Genomic DNA, 15,373 nt, shown 5'->3' on the forward strand with positions numbered 1-15,373 from the left:
ATCATTTTCTTTGGATAGAAAATTGCAAATGAGTATGGGAGAGAATAAATGAAGGAATTAACGTTTACATCTTATAATCAGTTTCAGCAATTTATTGAACATAAAGCGATGGAAAAAGCGATTATGAAAGGGCTTCATGGAGAAGAATTAGAAACATTTAAAGTAGAGTTTCTACAAAGAGCCGAAAAAATGTGGAAAGACAACGAATGTGATCATTGGGTTGAAAAGCATGGTTATGTTGTAATAAATGTGTGGAAAGACGGTGTAGGCAAGCGGAAAATGTCGAGGGGAAGACCGAAGAAACTTGATTCAGAGAAGTACCTTCATTCCATTCATGTACGTTTGGATGAAGAAGCATACCGTAAACTCAATCAATACTGTGAAGACAACAACATAGATGTGTCAGAAACAATAAGGAAATTAATAAAGTCACTTTAGAATTCTGGAGTTACAATAATATTTTGTATCAAAAAAGCAGTGGTCTGATTGAGATCACTGTTTTTTTGATACAAAAGTATCTCATAGGGTAGGGAAGAGGTAGATTGGAAGGTATAGGTGGATAAGTTCTTAACTTGATATCGCATCTGCAGGGGCTTTCATGGTTTGATAAAAGGAGGTTTGTGGCAGATCTGTTTGAGGAGATTGGTGTCTCGGTACTAAGGGAATTGGGACAGAAAGGTCTTCTGTCAGAAAGGTGTGCCTCGATACAGGGAGAATCGGGACAGAAAAGGTCCTCTGGAAGAAAGATGTGTCTCGATACAGGGGGAATCGGGACAGAAAGGGTCCTCCGGAAGAAAGATGTGTCTCGATACAGGGGGAATCGGGACAGAAAGGGTCCTCCAGCAGAAAGAAGTGTCCCGATAGAGGTGGAATCGGGACAGAAAAGTTCTTCCGTCAGAAAGGTGTGTCTCGATACAGGTGGAATCGGGACAGAAAAGGTCCTCCGTCAGAAAGGTGTGTCTCGATACAGGTGGAATCGGGACAGAAAAGGTCCTCCAGCAGAAAGATGTGTCCCGATAGAGGGGGAATCGGGACAGAAAAGGTCCTCCAGCAGGAATATGTGTCTCGATACAGTGGGAATCGGGACAGAAAAGGTCTTCCAGCAGAAAGATGTGTCCCGATAGAGGTGGAATCGGGACAGAAAAGGTCCTCCAGCAGAAAGATGTGTCCCGATAGAGGGGGAATCGGGACAGAAAAGGTCTTCCAGCAGAAAGATGTGTCCCGATACAGGTGGAATCGGGACAGAAAAGGTCTTCCGTCAGAAAGAAGTGTCCCGATACAGGGGGAATCGGGACAGAAAAGGTCTTCCGTCAGAAAGGTGTGTCTCGATAGAGGTGGAATCGGGACAGAAAAGGTCTTCCGGAAGAAAGATGTGTCTCGATACAGGGAGAATCGGGACAGAAAAGGTCCTCCAGCAGAAAGAAGTGTCCCGATACAGGTGGAATCGGGACAGAAAAGGTCCTCCAGCAGGAAGAAGTGTCCCGATACAGGGGGAATCGGGACAGAAAAGGTCCTCCAGCAGGAAGAAGTGTCCCGATACAGAGGGGATCGGGACAGAAAGGGTCCTCGGTCAGAAAGAAGTGTCTCGATACTAAGAGAATCGGGACCGATCCGTGAGAAATGATCAGCAAAGAGTCTCGATATAAGGGAATCCAGACTGGAGCTGGTGTTAATACTCGAATCACCTTTATCGAAAAACGCATGAACTTCTGAATATCACACCATATAGGTACTCTAACACAAGGTATCTCGAAAACACACATTGATTCAAATTATAATAAACTCTACTATTAAAAACTACGAACTATTGTTCCACCAAATAATCCCATATGATATAATTGAAAAAAACGCTTGGAGTGATTTCTATTTTTAAGCTGGAGGAAATGTTTGATAGCGGTAGCTCCTCTTATTTAGAAAGAGAAAAGAGGAGATTAACAGAATTATATAAACTGGACCTCATCAATACTCCAAATGAAGAGTCATTTGATCGCATTACAAGGTTAGCTAGTAGGATCTTTCAAGTTCCTATTTCATTAATAACGTTATTAACTGAGGACAAACAATGGTTTAAATCATGCGTAGGTCTCACAGGTTCAATTTTAGAAGAGAGGTCAACAGAAAGAGAGGCTGCCTTCTGTCAGTATGTTGTTTTAGATGGAAACCCATTAGTGATTGAAGATACACTGGAAGACCATCGCTTTAAACATAATCGATTAGTGAAAGAACATCAAATCCGTTTCTATGCGGGTGTACCAATTATTACAAAACAAAACAATATACTTGGTTCTTTATGTATTATTGATGAAAAACCAAGAACGATTAGCGAAGATGAACTTAATAAATTAATAGATTTGAGTTATTGGGTAAAGGCAGAAATTGAGTTAAGATCAGACATTATTGAAAGAACGATGAGTGAACAATCTATCAGATGTTTATACGAAATAACAAGCAATAAAGAGCTAAGCTTTGAGCAGAAATTAAAGAAGTTATTAAGTTTAGGTTGTGAACGCTTCCAGCTATCGGATGGAAATGTTTCAAGAATAATGGGAGATAATTATGAGGTAGTTCAAACAACTCATTCAACTGAAATGATCAATGTTGGAGAAATCATTTCTTTAGAACAAACATGTGCTTGGATGGTTAAAGAACGTTTAACACCAGTTCATATAAGTCAGTCTGTGCCACTCCATAACCAATCGATGATAAGAGAATATGTTGGTGCACCTATATTTGTTCATGAGCAATTTTACGGAACATTTTGCTTTTATGATGATCATCAGCAGTTTCGTGCAATATCTAATTCAGACATAGAATTTCTCCAGTTGATGGCACAGTGGGTTGGAAATGAACTGGAACGTCGAATTGCTAAGAAAAAGTTAAAGGAAACTCAAGAAAGATTCGAGCAAATCGCTAATAACATTAAAGAAGCCTTTTGGATATTTGATATTCAAGAGAAACAGTTACTATATATGAGTTCTGCATGGCAAGAAATCTCAGGCAGAACAGGTGAAGAATATAATTTGGATGATACTCTCTGGGAAAGGTCCATTCATCCGGATGATCGTGAATATACTTTAGAAAGATTTATGAATATACATGAAAGAGTTGAATTTGATTATAGATTAACTCACACGGACGGTACAATTCGTTGGGTGAGGAACCGAATTGTACCCATATATAATCAAAAAGGCCATGTTTATCGAATTGCGGGAGTCGCTGAGGATATTACTGATAAGAAACAAAATCAGGATATCATGAGGAAATCAGATAAGCTAACAGCGGTAGGGCAATTAGCAGCGAGTATTGCACATGAAATCCGAAACCCTTTGACCAGTATAAAAGGGTTTATGCAGTTAAAAGATGGCTATTCCTATCCATACAAGGAATTGATTTTGAGTGAGCTTTTACAAATGGAAGAGTTTGTGAACGAAATTCTTATTCTAGCAAATGCTCATCTTGGAACTAAACGTGAACAAAATAACATCATAGACCTCCTTCAAGAGGTTTTACGTACAAATGAGGAGTTAAGCAGAATGCTTAATATTACTTTTTGTATCAAGTGTCATGCTAGCCTATCTATACCATGTGATTTAAATCAAGTTAAGCTTGTTTTTCAAAATTTGATTAGTAATGCAATTGAATCAATGCCAAAAGGTGGCATGATTCATATTGAGATTGGGATAGATGATGAACGATATTTGTATATTGCGGTGGCTGATGAAGGTGTAGGCATTTCACCAGAACGAATTCCTACGCTTGGAGAACCTTTTTATTCTAATAAGGAAAAGGGTAGTGGACTTGGGCTGATGATAAGCTATAGAATCATCCAAAATCATAAGGGGAAAATCTTTTTTACTAGTGAACTTGGTAAAGGAACAACAGTTAAAATATTATTACCTTTAGAATAAAGAAAAGGAGCGGAACCCCGCTCCTTTTTTATTTTCTCATTCTTTTCGGAGTTCTTTCATAAGGAGTACTTAAAAATCTAAGTTGAAGGGGTATCACTAAATAACTGATCAATTTTATGCGCTAATTCGAAATCTAATTTTGTCAAACCTCTGGCAGTCCAGGATGTATAGGTGATAAAAACAGCTTTATACTGAATTTCAATAAAAGGGTGATGATTTGCTTCCTCAGCGAGATGTCCTACCTTTGAAACAAAATCTATTCCGGCTAGATAATCCTTAAATACATATTTTCTAACTATAGAACGCTGATTTTTTAGCTTCCATTTAGGTAATGAAGAAAGCAGTTCCTCAATTTCATGGTCTGTCAATTGCCTCAAGTCCACACCTCCTTTTCATCATGTAATACTATTTTCTCTAAACATATGACAATCCCTTCTAGTAGATATAACTAGATATTTGGTCGTAGTATAATATAGATAGAAAAAGGAAATGGAAATACATAAATGTATATCCTACCCTCTATAACTGTTATGATAGTAGAATGATAAAGTGGTAAAGTACTAAATTATGAAATTAATTTAACTTAATTAAGTTTTTTTATTTGTTAATTAACAGGATATCAATTTATTGTTGTCGAATAGTTTATGGGGAATTGTTTAAGGAGGATACTACATGTCAAATGCATCAAATGGGCAATTAGAAAAGGAACATGAAAAGGGTGATCTTGATACACCTTATGTTGTAGGAATTGGAGCCTCAGCTGGAGGTCTTGAAGCCATTGAGCAATTTTTCCAAAATATGAAATCTAACATAGATGCAGCATTTGTTGTTGTTCAACATTTATCTTCTAAGTATAAAAGCTTTATGCCGGAACTACTTGTAAAATATACTAATATGAAAGTTTTGGTGGCAAAGCAAGGACTGCAGGTTAATCCTAAAACTGTCTATTTATGCCCACCTAATCACTATATTACAATAAATAATCAAGGGCGAATACATTTAGAGACATATCATGAAAGTCAAGTAGTGAATTATCCTATAGATGCGTTCTTAACATCTATTTCTTTATATGCAAAAAAGAAAGCAATTGGTGTGATCTTGTCTGGTAAAGGGACAGATGGAACAAAAGGGTTAAACGATATTCATGAAAGAAACGGACTTTGCATTGTTCAAAATGAAACGGCAAAGTATATGGATATGCCCGAAAGCGCAATCAAATCAGGTGTTGGAGACTATATCATTAATCCTTCAGTGATGCCTGAGCATATTCAAAATTATATAGAAACAAAGCTCGTGGAGTTTAAAGAAACAACATTAAAACAAGTGTTAATGATGATTCATAAAAAAAGTGGTATTGATTTTACCATGTATAAGAAAAACACTGTTATCCGACGAATTGAACGTAGAATGAGTTTATTGGAAGAATCATTCCTTAATCTTGAAGACTATAAAAACTATTTGCTGGCAAACCCTAGGGAGATTCGTTATCTTCAAGAAGATTTACTTATTGGTGTGACTCACTTTTTTAGGGATACTGATGCTTTTTACTATATGCAGCAGACACTTATTCCATCAATGGTTGATGAGAACTTACAGCGTGGCCGAAATAAAATGAGAATATGGGTAGCAGGATGCTCATCAGGTCAAGAAGCATATTCTTTAGCTATTTTATTTAATGAAGAGCTAGAAAAACGAGAAAGTGATATGGATTTGCAAGTGTTCGCAACAGACATTGACCGTGATGCTGTTAAATTCGCAAGTCAGGTTTGCTATTCGGAGCAAATCGTATCAATGATCCCAAAACATCTGCTAATTAAGTACTTTGATAAACAAGGCAGCGATTATCAGGTAAAAAGAGAAATTAGGCAAAAAATTGTATTTGCACCTCATAATATGACGAAGGATTCTCCATTTGTTAATTTAGATATGATAAGTTGTAGAAATGTCATGATTTATTTTCAAACGGAGCTACAGCAAAGAGTGTTGTCATTGTTTCACTTTGCACTAAAGGAGAAGGGCTATTTATTTTTAGGTCCAAGTGAAACAATCGGCAAACTCTCAAATCTTTTCTCCTCTGTTAATAGCAAGTGGAAAGTTTTTAGTAATCAGGTTTCTGATAACCAACATTTTTCCCAAGCATTACTAGCGCCTAAAGAGGTTTCTGGAGATAGTGAGAGAAGGGGTACGGAACATTTACGTGACACAAACAGGTTTCAACATCCTGATGAACTCTATTATTCACTTATGGACGATTTGTTACCTCCGTGTATTGTCATTAATGAGCATAATGAAGTGATTCTTTCTTCCGGGAATGCAGGGGAATATTTAAACCTGCCAAAGGGAAAAGTTAATTATAATATTTTTAATATGGTTCCAACAAACCTATCTGTTGCCATTGGAACAGCCATAAAAAAGGTTCGTGAGGAATTAAGAGAAATTAAATATAAGAATCTTTTAATCAACAAAAATGAAAGCAAACAGGTAAAATTAGTTGTTAAACCTTTAGAAAATGTAAGAAAGGGCTATGTTGCATTATTTATAAAAGACCATATGCCTGACTCTACTACAATAATTAAAGCTGATTCTATGACATTTGATCAGGATTCTGCCTATAATCAAAGGATTTTTGACTTAGAGCAGGAGCTTTACTATACGAAGCAAAGTCTTCAGACAACAATTGAAGAATTAGAAACATCAAATGAAGAGCTTCAGTCAACGAATGAAGAATTAATTGCTGCAAATGAAGAACTTCAAAGTACAAATGAAGAAATGCAATCCGTTAATGAAGAATTAATTACAGTTAATTCTCAGTATGAAAAGAAAATTATTGAACTTACTGACCTTAACAATGATATGGACAACTTGTTAATTAACACCAATATCGCAACCATTTTCTTAGATAAGAAATTAAATATTAAGCTTTATACTCCTGAAGTTATGAAACTTTTCCATGTGATTGATCGTGATATTGGACGTCCGATTTTTCATATATCACATCGACTAGAATGTGATACATTAATGGATGAAATCCAAGATGTGTTAATGACAACAAATTCAATAATAAAAGATTTACCTGCGAAAGATGGAAAGTGGTATAGTGTCAAAATCATGCCTTACCGCACTAGTGACAATATCGTGGATGGTATTGTGATGACATTTATTGATATCACAAAAATTAAGAAGGTAAACCGAGAGCTTCAATTAAGTATGCAAGCTATTGAGCTTAGTCCGGCAAATACAGTATTTACAGACTTCCAAGGGAAAATAGAGTATGCGAATAGTAAATTTGCAGAACAACTTGGGTTAGAGGTTAAGGATTTAATCGGACGTAAGTTAAAAGATATCTATGCAGAATATTATATTGATAGTGATTTTGATTCTCATTGGAAAAAGGTGCGTGCTGGTGAAAAGTGGTCTGGTGAAATATCCTATACAGCTCGCGATGGAAAACAATATTGGGAAAATCTCGCATTAATACCTGTAGAAAATGACGATCATGATGTTGTTCAGATTTTACGAGTTGGAGAAGATGTAACAAATAGAAAAAGCTCAGAGCAAATGCTAATTAAATCTGAAATGCTGTCAGCAATTGGACAGTTGGCAGCTGGCATTGCGCATGAAATAAGAAATCCTCTCACTTCTTTAAGAGGCTTCCTACAGCTAATGATCCAAACCAACACATATCGTAAGGAATACGCTGAAGTAATGATGACTGAGTTTATCAGGCTAGAAGAGATCATTAATGAATTTTTAGTCCTATCCCGACCAAAGACAGCGGCTTTTCAGGATGTAAATATTAATAAAATCATTCAAGATGTTTCAAAAATATGGGAAACTCAAGCCATTCTTAATGACGTTACAATCGAAACATATAATGATCCATTTATTTTTACCATCCAAGGAATTGAAAATGAGTTAAAGCAGGTTTTTATTAATATTGTGAAAAATGGAATTGAATCGATGGAAGGACGACCAGGAAATTTAAAGATTGAAACACGTAAACTGGATAGTGGAGAGGTACTTATCCGCTTTGAAGATAAAGGAAAAGGTATTCCAAAGGAACAACTTGAAAAAATGGGACAGCCTTTCTACACAACAAAGGAAAAAGGAACAGGTTTAGGTTTAATGGTTAGCTTTAAGATTATTGAGAGTCATAATGGGAAAATCGTCTTTTCAAGTGAATTAGATAAAGGCACAACAGTTGAAATTACGTTACCTTTATCTAACTCAGTCGAAGCGGTCTAATAGAGGCATTAAAGTTAAATAAAAATCTATCGAAGAGCGCAGCTCATTTAATTCATCAATAATAACTTCATAGTGAGCACTTTTGCCACTTTCAATGATATCGGGGCGAAGGAGGCTGAGTAAATCCTGTATTTTCTCAAGCTTCCTTGGAAGGTCCTTCATATTATCAGATGAACTTATTAAATTATATATATCTGAATCTGTTAGAAACGGCTGAAACAATGAAATAATTTCTTTTCGATGATGCTGTTCTAGTTGATTTTGGTCAGTCACTGTTAATTGTTCTCGAAGCATATTAACCTGGTGGCTGACTTTTTTTAGATTTTCCCTTAAAGGAATACTTACCACATACAGTAACCCTTCATGATTTTGTTTAATGTGTAATTCGAATAATTCTAATGAATTTCCAATTGTGATCATATTAGCTTCAAATTTTTCCTTCTCCTTTGTGGATAGGAAATATTGGACTTTGTTTCGGCTTTCTTGATCAACAAGATCAAGGAAGTTTTTCGATTTAGAGAAAATTTGATGTGACATTAAAGAGGAATCGATCACATCAAGCTGTGAATTTAAAATAAAAACAGGTACAGGTACGTTTTCAAGAGCGTACATTTGCACACCACACCTTCTTCAAAAGTTAAGCTTCAATCCCAATAAGTTGGCTATTAATAAATGCCGTTAAGTTTTCCAGATTAGGAACAATGAGTGTTTGATTTGATATAAACTTTGATAAATCATATTTTTCTGCTAGTCTACTTCCGAGTATAATCGTTGGCTTATGATCTAACATCTCAAGTGTTTGAATGTATTCTGGTAGATTTTTCAGGTGATGTGAAACTGTTACTGATAAACAAATCACATCAGGCTTAGATTTATTTGCATAGTAAATGGCATGTTGTAACGGTAAATTAGGACCTAAATATTTCACATTCCAAGAGTTTTGTTTAAAAATTGATGCTGCCATTTTTATTCCAACATAGTGCTCTTCACCTTCAATACAGAATAGCATAACCTGCTTTTGACTTCTTATCACTTGCTCATCATTCTGGTCTAAGTGAAAATCGAGTTTTGTTAAAACATAATCAGCTGTTCCTGTAGCTAAATGTTCATCAGCAACACTTATTTCATCAATTTCCCATAGGTAACCTATATAATATAATGCTTCTTTTATCACATTTTCATAGATGTAGAGGGAGGTAAATCCTTCATGTAAAAGCTTCTCAATTAATTTAAATGAACTTACAGTGTCACCAAGTAAAAGAAATTGAGCAAACTTTTTTGTTAAATCAGTCATGCATGTCAATCCTTTCTGATTTAATCTACCTCCTATTATACTCTTTCCTTCATTGTTCTTCATCTTTTAATAGGAAGAAAATAATGGTGAGTTTCGTTATAGTTTCGTAAAGTTATAAGACACAATAGGCTACAAAAGATCAGTTATACTTTCCCTATTTTCGAGCCTCTTAAACTAAATTTTATAAAATAGAGTTGTGCGATTCTACATCTAATACCTTAATTAAAACTTATCGGGCTTAATTTGTGGCGAAAATGTGGACGTATTTAGATAAATTCCATAATTTGAAATATACATCTTTTCTCAATTTGTTTTTTGTGATACATTAATTATTGTAGTTGATAATCAATCTCAACAGCTGTGAATCATAGATAAATACACGTTCTTTTTTTTATCATTTAATGATAATGATTATCATATGTTAATAAAGTGTGAAATGGCGGCTCTTGGTTTGTCATACTTGTATTACATATTTGCTAGATTCAACTTGGAATAATAATTGATTCAATTGTTGTACTAAGAATAAATAGGTTAAGAGGGTTTCAAATGAGATTATGGATGCTAGGAATTGCAACTATCGTCCTGTCTTTTATTTCGCTTTTCATCGGAGCAATTGATATTACACCAATGGATTTGCTTAATTGGGATTCAGACGAAACACATATTTTCCTAATAAGCCGAGTTCCACGATTAATTGCCATTATTTTAGCGGGGGCAGGTATGAGTATTGCCGGCTTAATTATGCAGTCTTTAAGTCGAAATAAGTTTGTATCACCAACAACTGCTGGGACATTAGACGCAGCAAGGCTAGGTATTTTAATATCAATGCTATTTTTTACGAATGTCACATATACCCAACAAGTTATTTTTAGTTTTGCTTTTGCGTTAGCTGGAACATTCGTATTTATGCAGATTTTGGATCGTATAAAATTTAAAGACGCTATTTTTGTCCCATTAATTGGAATTATGTATGGAAATATTTTATCTTCCATTACAACTTTTTTAGGGTACGAAGCTGATCTACTTCAAAACCTCTCTTCCTGGCTCATGGGGAGCTTTACTTTGATTATTTCTGGTCGCTATGAACTTTTATATGTTAGTATTCCAGCTGTTATTTTAGCTTACATTTATGCAAATAAATTTACAGTAGCCGGAATGGGAGAAGATTTTGCGAAAAATCTAGGCTTAAGTTATAAGCTGATTCTAAATATTGGTCTTATTCTTGTTGCAATTATTTCGACAACAGTTGTTCTCACTGTGGGGGTTATTCCATTTTTGGGACTAATTGTACCAAATATTGTTTCTCTTTATTTAGGTGATAATTTGCGCAAAACAATACCGCATACCGCGGTATTAGGGGTTGTTTTCTTATTAATCTGTGATATTTTAGGGCGGATCATTATTCACCCTTATGAGATTCCAGTTAATGTAACAGTGGCAGTGATAGGCAGTGCGATCTTCTTAACGATGCTACTTAGGGGGAGAGCATATGCGAAATAGTACAAAACTGATTTTATTGGCAGCTATAGCTATTGTATGTATCTTGTTTTATGGCTTTTATGATATAAAAGGGGGCTTTGATTACGCTTTTCCAAAGCGTATGCTCCGAGTTTCGGCGATGATTGTAACAGGTATTGCCATTTCTTATTCAACTGTTGTGTTCCAGACAATCACGCATAATCGAATTTTAACACCGTCTGTTATGGGACTTGATTCGATGTATCAAGTCGTACAAACATTAATTTACTTCTTTGCGGGATCTATGTCAGTTTGGGTGTTGAATAAATACTTAAACTTTGGCGCAGCAATTCTTGCAATGGTAGTGTTTGCCATGCTTTTATATCGTTTTTTGTTTAGAGCTGATAAGCATCCAATCTATTTTCTTCTATTAATAGGGATGATTATAGGTACACTTCTTGGAAGTTTGGTAACATTTCTACAAGTATTGATTGATCCAGTTGAATATTTAAGTCTTCAAAGCCGTTTGTTTGCAACCTTTACTAACGTAAAGGCTGAGTTATTGTTTATCTCAATAGGTATTCTATTCTTTGCGTTTCTTTATGGCTACCTCATTATGGGGAAGTTGGATGTTATGTCACTTGGCCGGGAAAATGCTATGAACCTTGGTATAAACTATGACAGTATGGTTATGAGGATTTTAATTTTATCTTCTGTTTTAATCGCAACATCTACAGCGCTTGTTGGACCAATTACATTTTTTGGACTAATTGTTGCAAATCTTTCCTATCAATATTTGGTCTCATATAAACACTCTATTCACATAATAGGTGCGAGTTTAATCAGTATTATTGCACTTGTTGGTGGACAATTCCTTGTGGAGCATATCTTTGAATTACGCACAACGTTAAGTGTTATTATTAACTTTATTGGTGGAATTTACTTTATTTATCTATTACTTAAGGAAAGTAGGGCAGCAGGATGATAGAAATCAAAGGATTAACAAAGCAATTTGGTAAAAAGCCTGTTGTAGAAGATGTTACTGTCACAATCGAGCCTGGAACTATTACATCGTTTATAGGGCCAAATGGTGCTGGTAAGTCAACTCTTCTTTCTATGGTGAGTCGCTTATTAGAAGCAGATACAGGTGAAGTACTACTAGATCAGAACAATGTGAAAAAGTGGAAGTCGTCAGAATTTGCAAAGAGAGTATCTATTTTAAGGCAAGCAAATCATCTTAATGTTCGATTAACAGTTCGTGAGCTTGTTGCGTTTGGACGCTATCCGTATTCAAAGGGGCGTTTAACAGCTGAAGATGAAACATTTGTTGATCAAGCAATTGATTATATGAATTTAGCAGATATGCAAGACAAATTTTTAGATGAATTATCAGGTGGTCAGAAACAACGTGCATTTATTGCAATGGTCATTGCTCAGGATACGGATTACGTCCTGCTTGATGAGCCTTTAAATAATCTGGATATGAAGCATTCAGTTCAAATTATGAAAATATTACGCAGATTAGTAGATGAACTTGGAAAAACGGTTGTAATCGTTTTGCATGACATTAACTTTGCATCTGTTTATTCAGATCGTATCGTTGCATTGAAAAATGGTAGATTAATGAAAAATGGGCCGACTCATGAAATCATTAATTCTGATGCCTTACGTGAAATTTATGATATGGATATTCCTGTTCAAGAGCAGAATGGATGCAGGATTTGTGTTTATTTCAATTCACATACGTAAGACATAAAATTAATCATAAGCTACCTAGAGAAATCAATTAGATTTCTTTGGGTGTTGCTTCTGAATTTTTTCTATATTATTGAAATTTTAGAAATAAATACAAAATAAATATTGGAAAGTAGTTGACTTAAAAGAATTAATAGATCATAATGATAATCGTTATCAATGATAATGATAATCATTAACAATATAAATTATAAGAGGGAGAGATACACAAATGAAAAAGACAAATTTATTCATCGCATTGTTAGCAGCTATGGTATTAATGCTAGCTGCTTGTGGTTCTAACGAAGAAGCTTCAACAGAACCAGCGAAAAAAGAATCAACTGAAACAGCTGCAGCTGATGATCAAGCAGAAGAAACTGCAACTGGGGAAGAAGGTACTACTTATCCATTGACTGTATCTCCAACAGTTGCATCAGTTGAAGGTGAAGAGTCAGGTTCAATTAATTTTGAAGATGTAGAATTTGAAAGTATGCCTGAAAAAATTGCTGTATTCGATTATGGTTTCTTAGATACATTAGATGCATTAGGTGTTGAAGGAATTGTTGGGGTTGCGAAGGATTCTACTCTACCGGCTCACCTTGAAAAATATGCTTCTGATGAATATAAAAGTGTTGGTGGTTTAAAAGAGCCTTTACTTGAAGATATCGCTGAAATGGCTCCTGATGTTATCTTTATCTCAGGCCGTCAGTCAGCTTATTATGAAGAACTAAAAGAAATTGCTCCAGTTGTATTTGTTGGTACTTCTCAGGATGACTACTGGAACACATTCTTATCATCAGTAGATTTAGCAGCAAAAATGTTTGATAAGGAAGCAGAGGCTGAAGAATACCTTGCAAAATTTGATTCAGCTCTAGAAGAAATAAAAGCTTTAGCCGGAAACTATGAAACTTCACTAGTAACGATGTATAACGAAGGTAAATTAGCTGGATTCGCAACAAATTCACGTTATGGTTACATTTATGACGTTTATGGATTTAAACCAGTAACAGAGGATATCGAATCTTCTTCTCATGGTTCTAATTTCGGATTTGAGGCAATCTTAGAATTCAATCCACAAGTATTATTTGTTATTGACCGTACAGCAGCTGTTGGAGGAGAGTCTAATATTGATGCTGATATGGAAAATGATATTGTAAAGAAAACAGAAGCTTATAAAAATGGAAAAATTGTTTACTTAGATGGTCCACTATGGTATCTAAGTGGTGGAGGCTTACAATCTGAGCTTGCAAAAATTGATGAAGTGTTAGCTGAATTAAAATAGTTGATAATGAAAAGGATTGTCTAAATTGGTAGTGAAAGCTACCTATAGACAGTCCTTTTTTGGTTTTCCTTAATTAATTAAACGTTTGTTTAATATATCCTTGGTAATATCATACTAGTAGAAAATACAATGGAGGCTTCAATGAAAACACTTATTATTTTAGCACACCCTAGTAAGAATAGTTTTAATGCTTCCATTTCTTATGAGGTGGAAATGCACTTAACCAATAAAGGTCATGAGGTAAGAGTTCGTGATCTATATGCATTAAAGTTTAATCCTGTTTTGGAGGAAGATAACCACACTAATTTTTCACAAAATAAAATAACAGAAGAAATGATAGAAGAACAAAAGAACATTTTGTGGGCAGAAAACCTTGTGTTTATTTATCCAACGTGGTGGTGTGGTATGCCAGCAATATTAAAGGGATATTTCGATCGAGTGTTTACAAATGGATTTGCATTCAGATATGAGCATTTAAAGGGTGCTGAAGGTTTACTCAAAGAAAAAAATGTGTTGTGTTTCAAACAACAAGTCAGACGGAGGATTTTATGAAGCCAAACCAGCTTATCTCATCAATGGAAACTTCTATGGATGTGGGAATTCTAGATTATTGTGGAATAAATGTTATTACACACAAATTTTTTTATTCTGTTCCAAATGTAGACAAGGAAGCAAGAGAAAAAATGCTTAAGGAAGTAAAAAGTATTGTAGATATTTTATAATTTATTAATTTTATCCAATCTACTAAGTCGCTTATTATAGCTATGCTTAACTATGTTATAATTTTTATAACATTAAAGGAAAGCGTGGTAGTAATCGTGAAAAAGCTATCATATCTATTAATCGTTATAGGATTAGGAATCGTAGGCTATGCAGGATGGGAGATTTTTGATACTAAAATGCAAACATCGAACTCATTAGCTGAAGCGAAGTCTATTGTAGAATCACCGCCTGACAAAGAAATATATAAAGAAGAAGATGGTACCTTTAAACCGCCAATAGGTGAGGCGATTGGAATCCTGCATATCCCAAGATTAAATGCAGATTTACCTATCGTAGAAGGAACAGATCCTGATGATCTCGAAAAAGGCGTCGGCCATTATAAGGGAAGCTATTATCCTGATGAAAATGGACAAATTGTTTTGTCTGGACATAGAGATACCGTGTTTCGTAAAGCCGGTGAGTTAGAAGTTGGCGATACATTTGAAGTTATAGTACCATATGGAAACTTTGAGTACGAAATTACCGAAACAAAAATCGTTGAAGCCGACGATTTAAGTATTATTACTCTTCAAAATGAGTATGAAGAGCTTTTAGTGACGACTTGCTATCCTTTTAGCTATGTTGGGAATGCTCCACAACGTTATATTATTTATGCAAAAAAGAAAGAAGTATAAGAAGAAACGATTTAGTATGTCATGCTGACTGTGCTAAATCGTTTTTTTATTGTAG

General features: G+C 35.0%; 13 protein-coding genes. 10 read left to right on the plus strand and 3 right to left on the minus strand.

What is annotated here, in order from left to right; genetic code table 11:
* The first annotated feature begins 48 nt into the window (after window positions 1-48).
* Both MVE64_RS16800 and MVE64_RS16805 read left to right on the plus strand, forming a co-directional pair.
* Window positions 49-438, plus strand: a complete 390-nt coding sequence (locus MVE64_RS16800) for a ribbon-helix-helix domain-containing protein (RefSeq protein WP_121664529.1) — start codon at window positions 49-51, stop codon at window positions 436-438.
* 1,445 nt (window positions 439-1,883) lie between these two features.
* The gene (locus MVE64_RS16805) at window positions 1,884-3,908 is read left to right on the plus strand and encodes a GAF domain-containing protein (protein WP_247339645.1); all 2,025 of its coding nucleotides are present in this window, start codon (window positions 1,884-1,886) and stop codon (window positions 3,906-3,908) included.
* A 77-nt stretch (window positions 3,909-3,985) separates the two neighbouring features.
* Here MVE64_RS16805 and MVE64_RS16810 read toward each other — a convergent pair whose 3' ends face one another.
* A complete protein-coding gene (locus MVE64_RS16810) occupies window positions 3,986-4,285 on the minus strand; it encodes a 4a-hydroxytetrahydrobiopterin dehydratase (RefSeq protein ID WP_098798668.1) in 300 nt (99 codons plus the stop codon).
* Between the two features lie 295 nt (window positions 4,286-4,580).
* Between MVE64_RS16810 and MVE64_RS16815 the strand changes: the two genes are divergently transcribed.
* Complete coding sequence (locus MVE64_RS16815) at window positions 4,581-8,153, plus strand: CheR family methyltransferase (RefSeq protein WP_247339646.1); 3,573 nt, start codon at window positions 4,581-4,583, stop codon at window positions 8,151-8,153.
* On the opposite strand, the gene MVE64_RS16820 is transcribed toward MVE64_RS16815, so the two are convergent.
* Together MVE64_RS16820 and MVE64_RS16825 are read right to left on the minus strand one after the other, a co-directional pair.
* Window positions 8,136-8,771: a hypothetical protein gene (locus tag MVE64_RS16820; protein WP_247339647.1), complete on the minus strand. Its 636-nt coding sequence runs from the start codon at window positions 8,769-8,771 to the stop codon at window positions 8,136-8,138. The genes MVE64_RS16815 and MVE64_RS16820 overlap by 18 nt on opposite strands.
* Before the next feature lie 19 nt (window positions 8,772-8,790).
* Window positions 8,791-9,447: a cobalamin B12-binding domain-containing protein gene (locus MVE64_RS16825; protein WP_176551166.1), complete on the minus strand. Its 657-nt coding sequence runs from the start codon at window positions 9,445-9,447 to the stop codon at window positions 8,791-8,793.
* Between the two features lie 546 nt (window positions 9,448-9,993).
* Here MVE64_RS16825 and MVE64_RS16830 point away from each other — a divergent pair.
* The 7 genes from MVE64_RS16830 (at window position 9,994) to MVE64_RS16855 (ending at window position 15,318) form a co-directional block, all read left to right on the plus strand.
* Window positions 9,994-10,947: an ABC transporter permease gene (locus tag MVE64_RS16830; protein ID WP_247339648.1), complete on the plus strand. Its 954-nt coding sequence runs from the start codon at window positions 9,994-9,996 to the stop codon at window positions 10,945-10,947.
* Window positions 10,937-11,890, plus strand: a complete 954-nt coding sequence (locus MVE64_RS16835; RefSeq protein ID WP_247339649.1) for an iron chelate uptake ABC transporter family permease subunit — start codon at window positions 10,937-10,939, stop codon at window positions 11,888-11,890. The genes MVE64_RS16830 and MVE64_RS16835 overlap by 11 nt, the downstream gene beginning before the upstream one ends.
* Window positions 11,887-12,654, plus strand: coding sequence for an iron ABC transporter ATP-binding protein (locus MVE64_RS16840; protein ID WP_247339651.1), 768 nt, complete (start codon window positions 11,887-11,889; stop codon window positions 12,652-12,654). Before MVE64_RS16835 ends, MVE64_RS16840 begins: the two co-directional genes overlap by 4 nt.
* Window positions 12,655-12,871: 217 nt before the next feature.
* Window positions 12,872-13,921 (plus strand): siderophore ABC transporter substrate-binding protein, encoded by a 1,050-nt coding sequence (locus tag MVE64_RS16845; protein WP_247339653.1) that lies wholly within the window; start codon window positions 12,872-12,874, stop codon window positions 13,919-13,921.
* Window positions 13,922-14,062: 141 nt separating this feature from the next.
* Window positions 14,063-14,473: an NAD(P)H-dependent oxidoreductase gene (locus MVE64_RS16850; protein WP_345740642.1), complete on the plus strand. Its 411-nt coding sequence runs from the start codon at window positions 14,063-14,065 to the stop codon at window positions 14,471-14,473.
* Window positions 14,470-14,643, plus strand: coding sequence for a hypothetical protein (locus MVE64_RS27800; protein ID WP_345740643.1), 174 nt, complete (start codon window positions 14,470-14,472; stop codon window positions 14,641-14,643). Before MVE64_RS16850 ends, MVE64_RS27800 begins: the two co-directional genes overlap by 4 nt.
* Window positions 14,644-14,736: 93 nt before the next feature.
* Window positions 14,737-15,318, plus strand: a complete 582-nt coding sequence (locus tag MVE64_RS16855; RefSeq protein ID WP_379053214.1) for a class D sortase — start codon at window positions 14,737-14,739, stop codon at window positions 15,316-15,318.
* Window positions 15,319-15,373 lie beyond the last annotated feature (55 nt).

This window comes from Metabacillus endolithicus (assembly GCF_023078335.1).
GTDB classification, from domain to species: Bacteria; Bacillota; Bacilli; order Bacillales; family Bacillaceae; genus Metabacillus; species Metabacillus endolithicus.

Excerpts from the sequence above, each read along its gene's own strand:
- MVE64_RS16840 (WP_247339651.1), top strand. The coding sequence starts at position 11,887 with ATGATAGAAATCAAAGGATTAACAAAGCAATTTGGTAAAAAGCCTGTT.
- MVE64_RS16805 (WP_247339645.1), top strand. The coding sequence starts at position 1,884 with ATGTTTGATAGCGGTAGCTCCTCTTATTTAGAAAGAGAAAAGAGGAGA.
- MVE64_RS16815 (WP_247339646.1), top strand. The coding sequence starts at position 4,581 with ATGTCAAATGCATCAAATGGGCAATTAGAAAAGGAACATGAAAAGGGT.
- MVE64_RS16845 (WP_247339653.1), top strand. The coding sequence starts at position 12,872 with ATGAAAAAGACAAATTTATTCATCGCATTGTTAGCAGCTATGGTATTA.
- MVE64_RS16825 (WP_176551166.1), bottom strand. The coding sequence starts at position 9,447 with ATGACTGATTTAACAAAAAAGTTTGCTCAATTTCTTTTACTTGGTGAC.
- MVE64_RS16830 (WP_247339648.1), top strand. The coding sequence starts at position 9,994 with ATGAGATTATGGATGCTAGGAATTGCAACTATCGTCCTGTCTTTTATT.
- MVE64_RS16835 (WP_247339649.1), top strand. The coding sequence starts at position 10,937 with ATGCGAAATAGTACAAAACTGATTTTATTGGCAGCTATAGCTATTGTA.
- MVE64_RS27800 (WP_345740643.1), top strand. The coding sequence starts at position 14,470 with ATGAAGCCAAACCAGCTTATCTCATCAATGGAAACTTCTATGGATGTG.
- MVE64_RS16800 (WP_121664529.1), top strand. The coding sequence starts at position 49 with ATGAAGGAATTAACGTTTACATCTTATAATCAGTTTCAGCAATTTATT.
- MVE64_RS16850 (WP_345740642.1), top strand. The coding sequence starts at position 14,063 with ATGAAAACACTTATTATTTTAGCACACCCTAGTAAGAATAGTTTTAAT.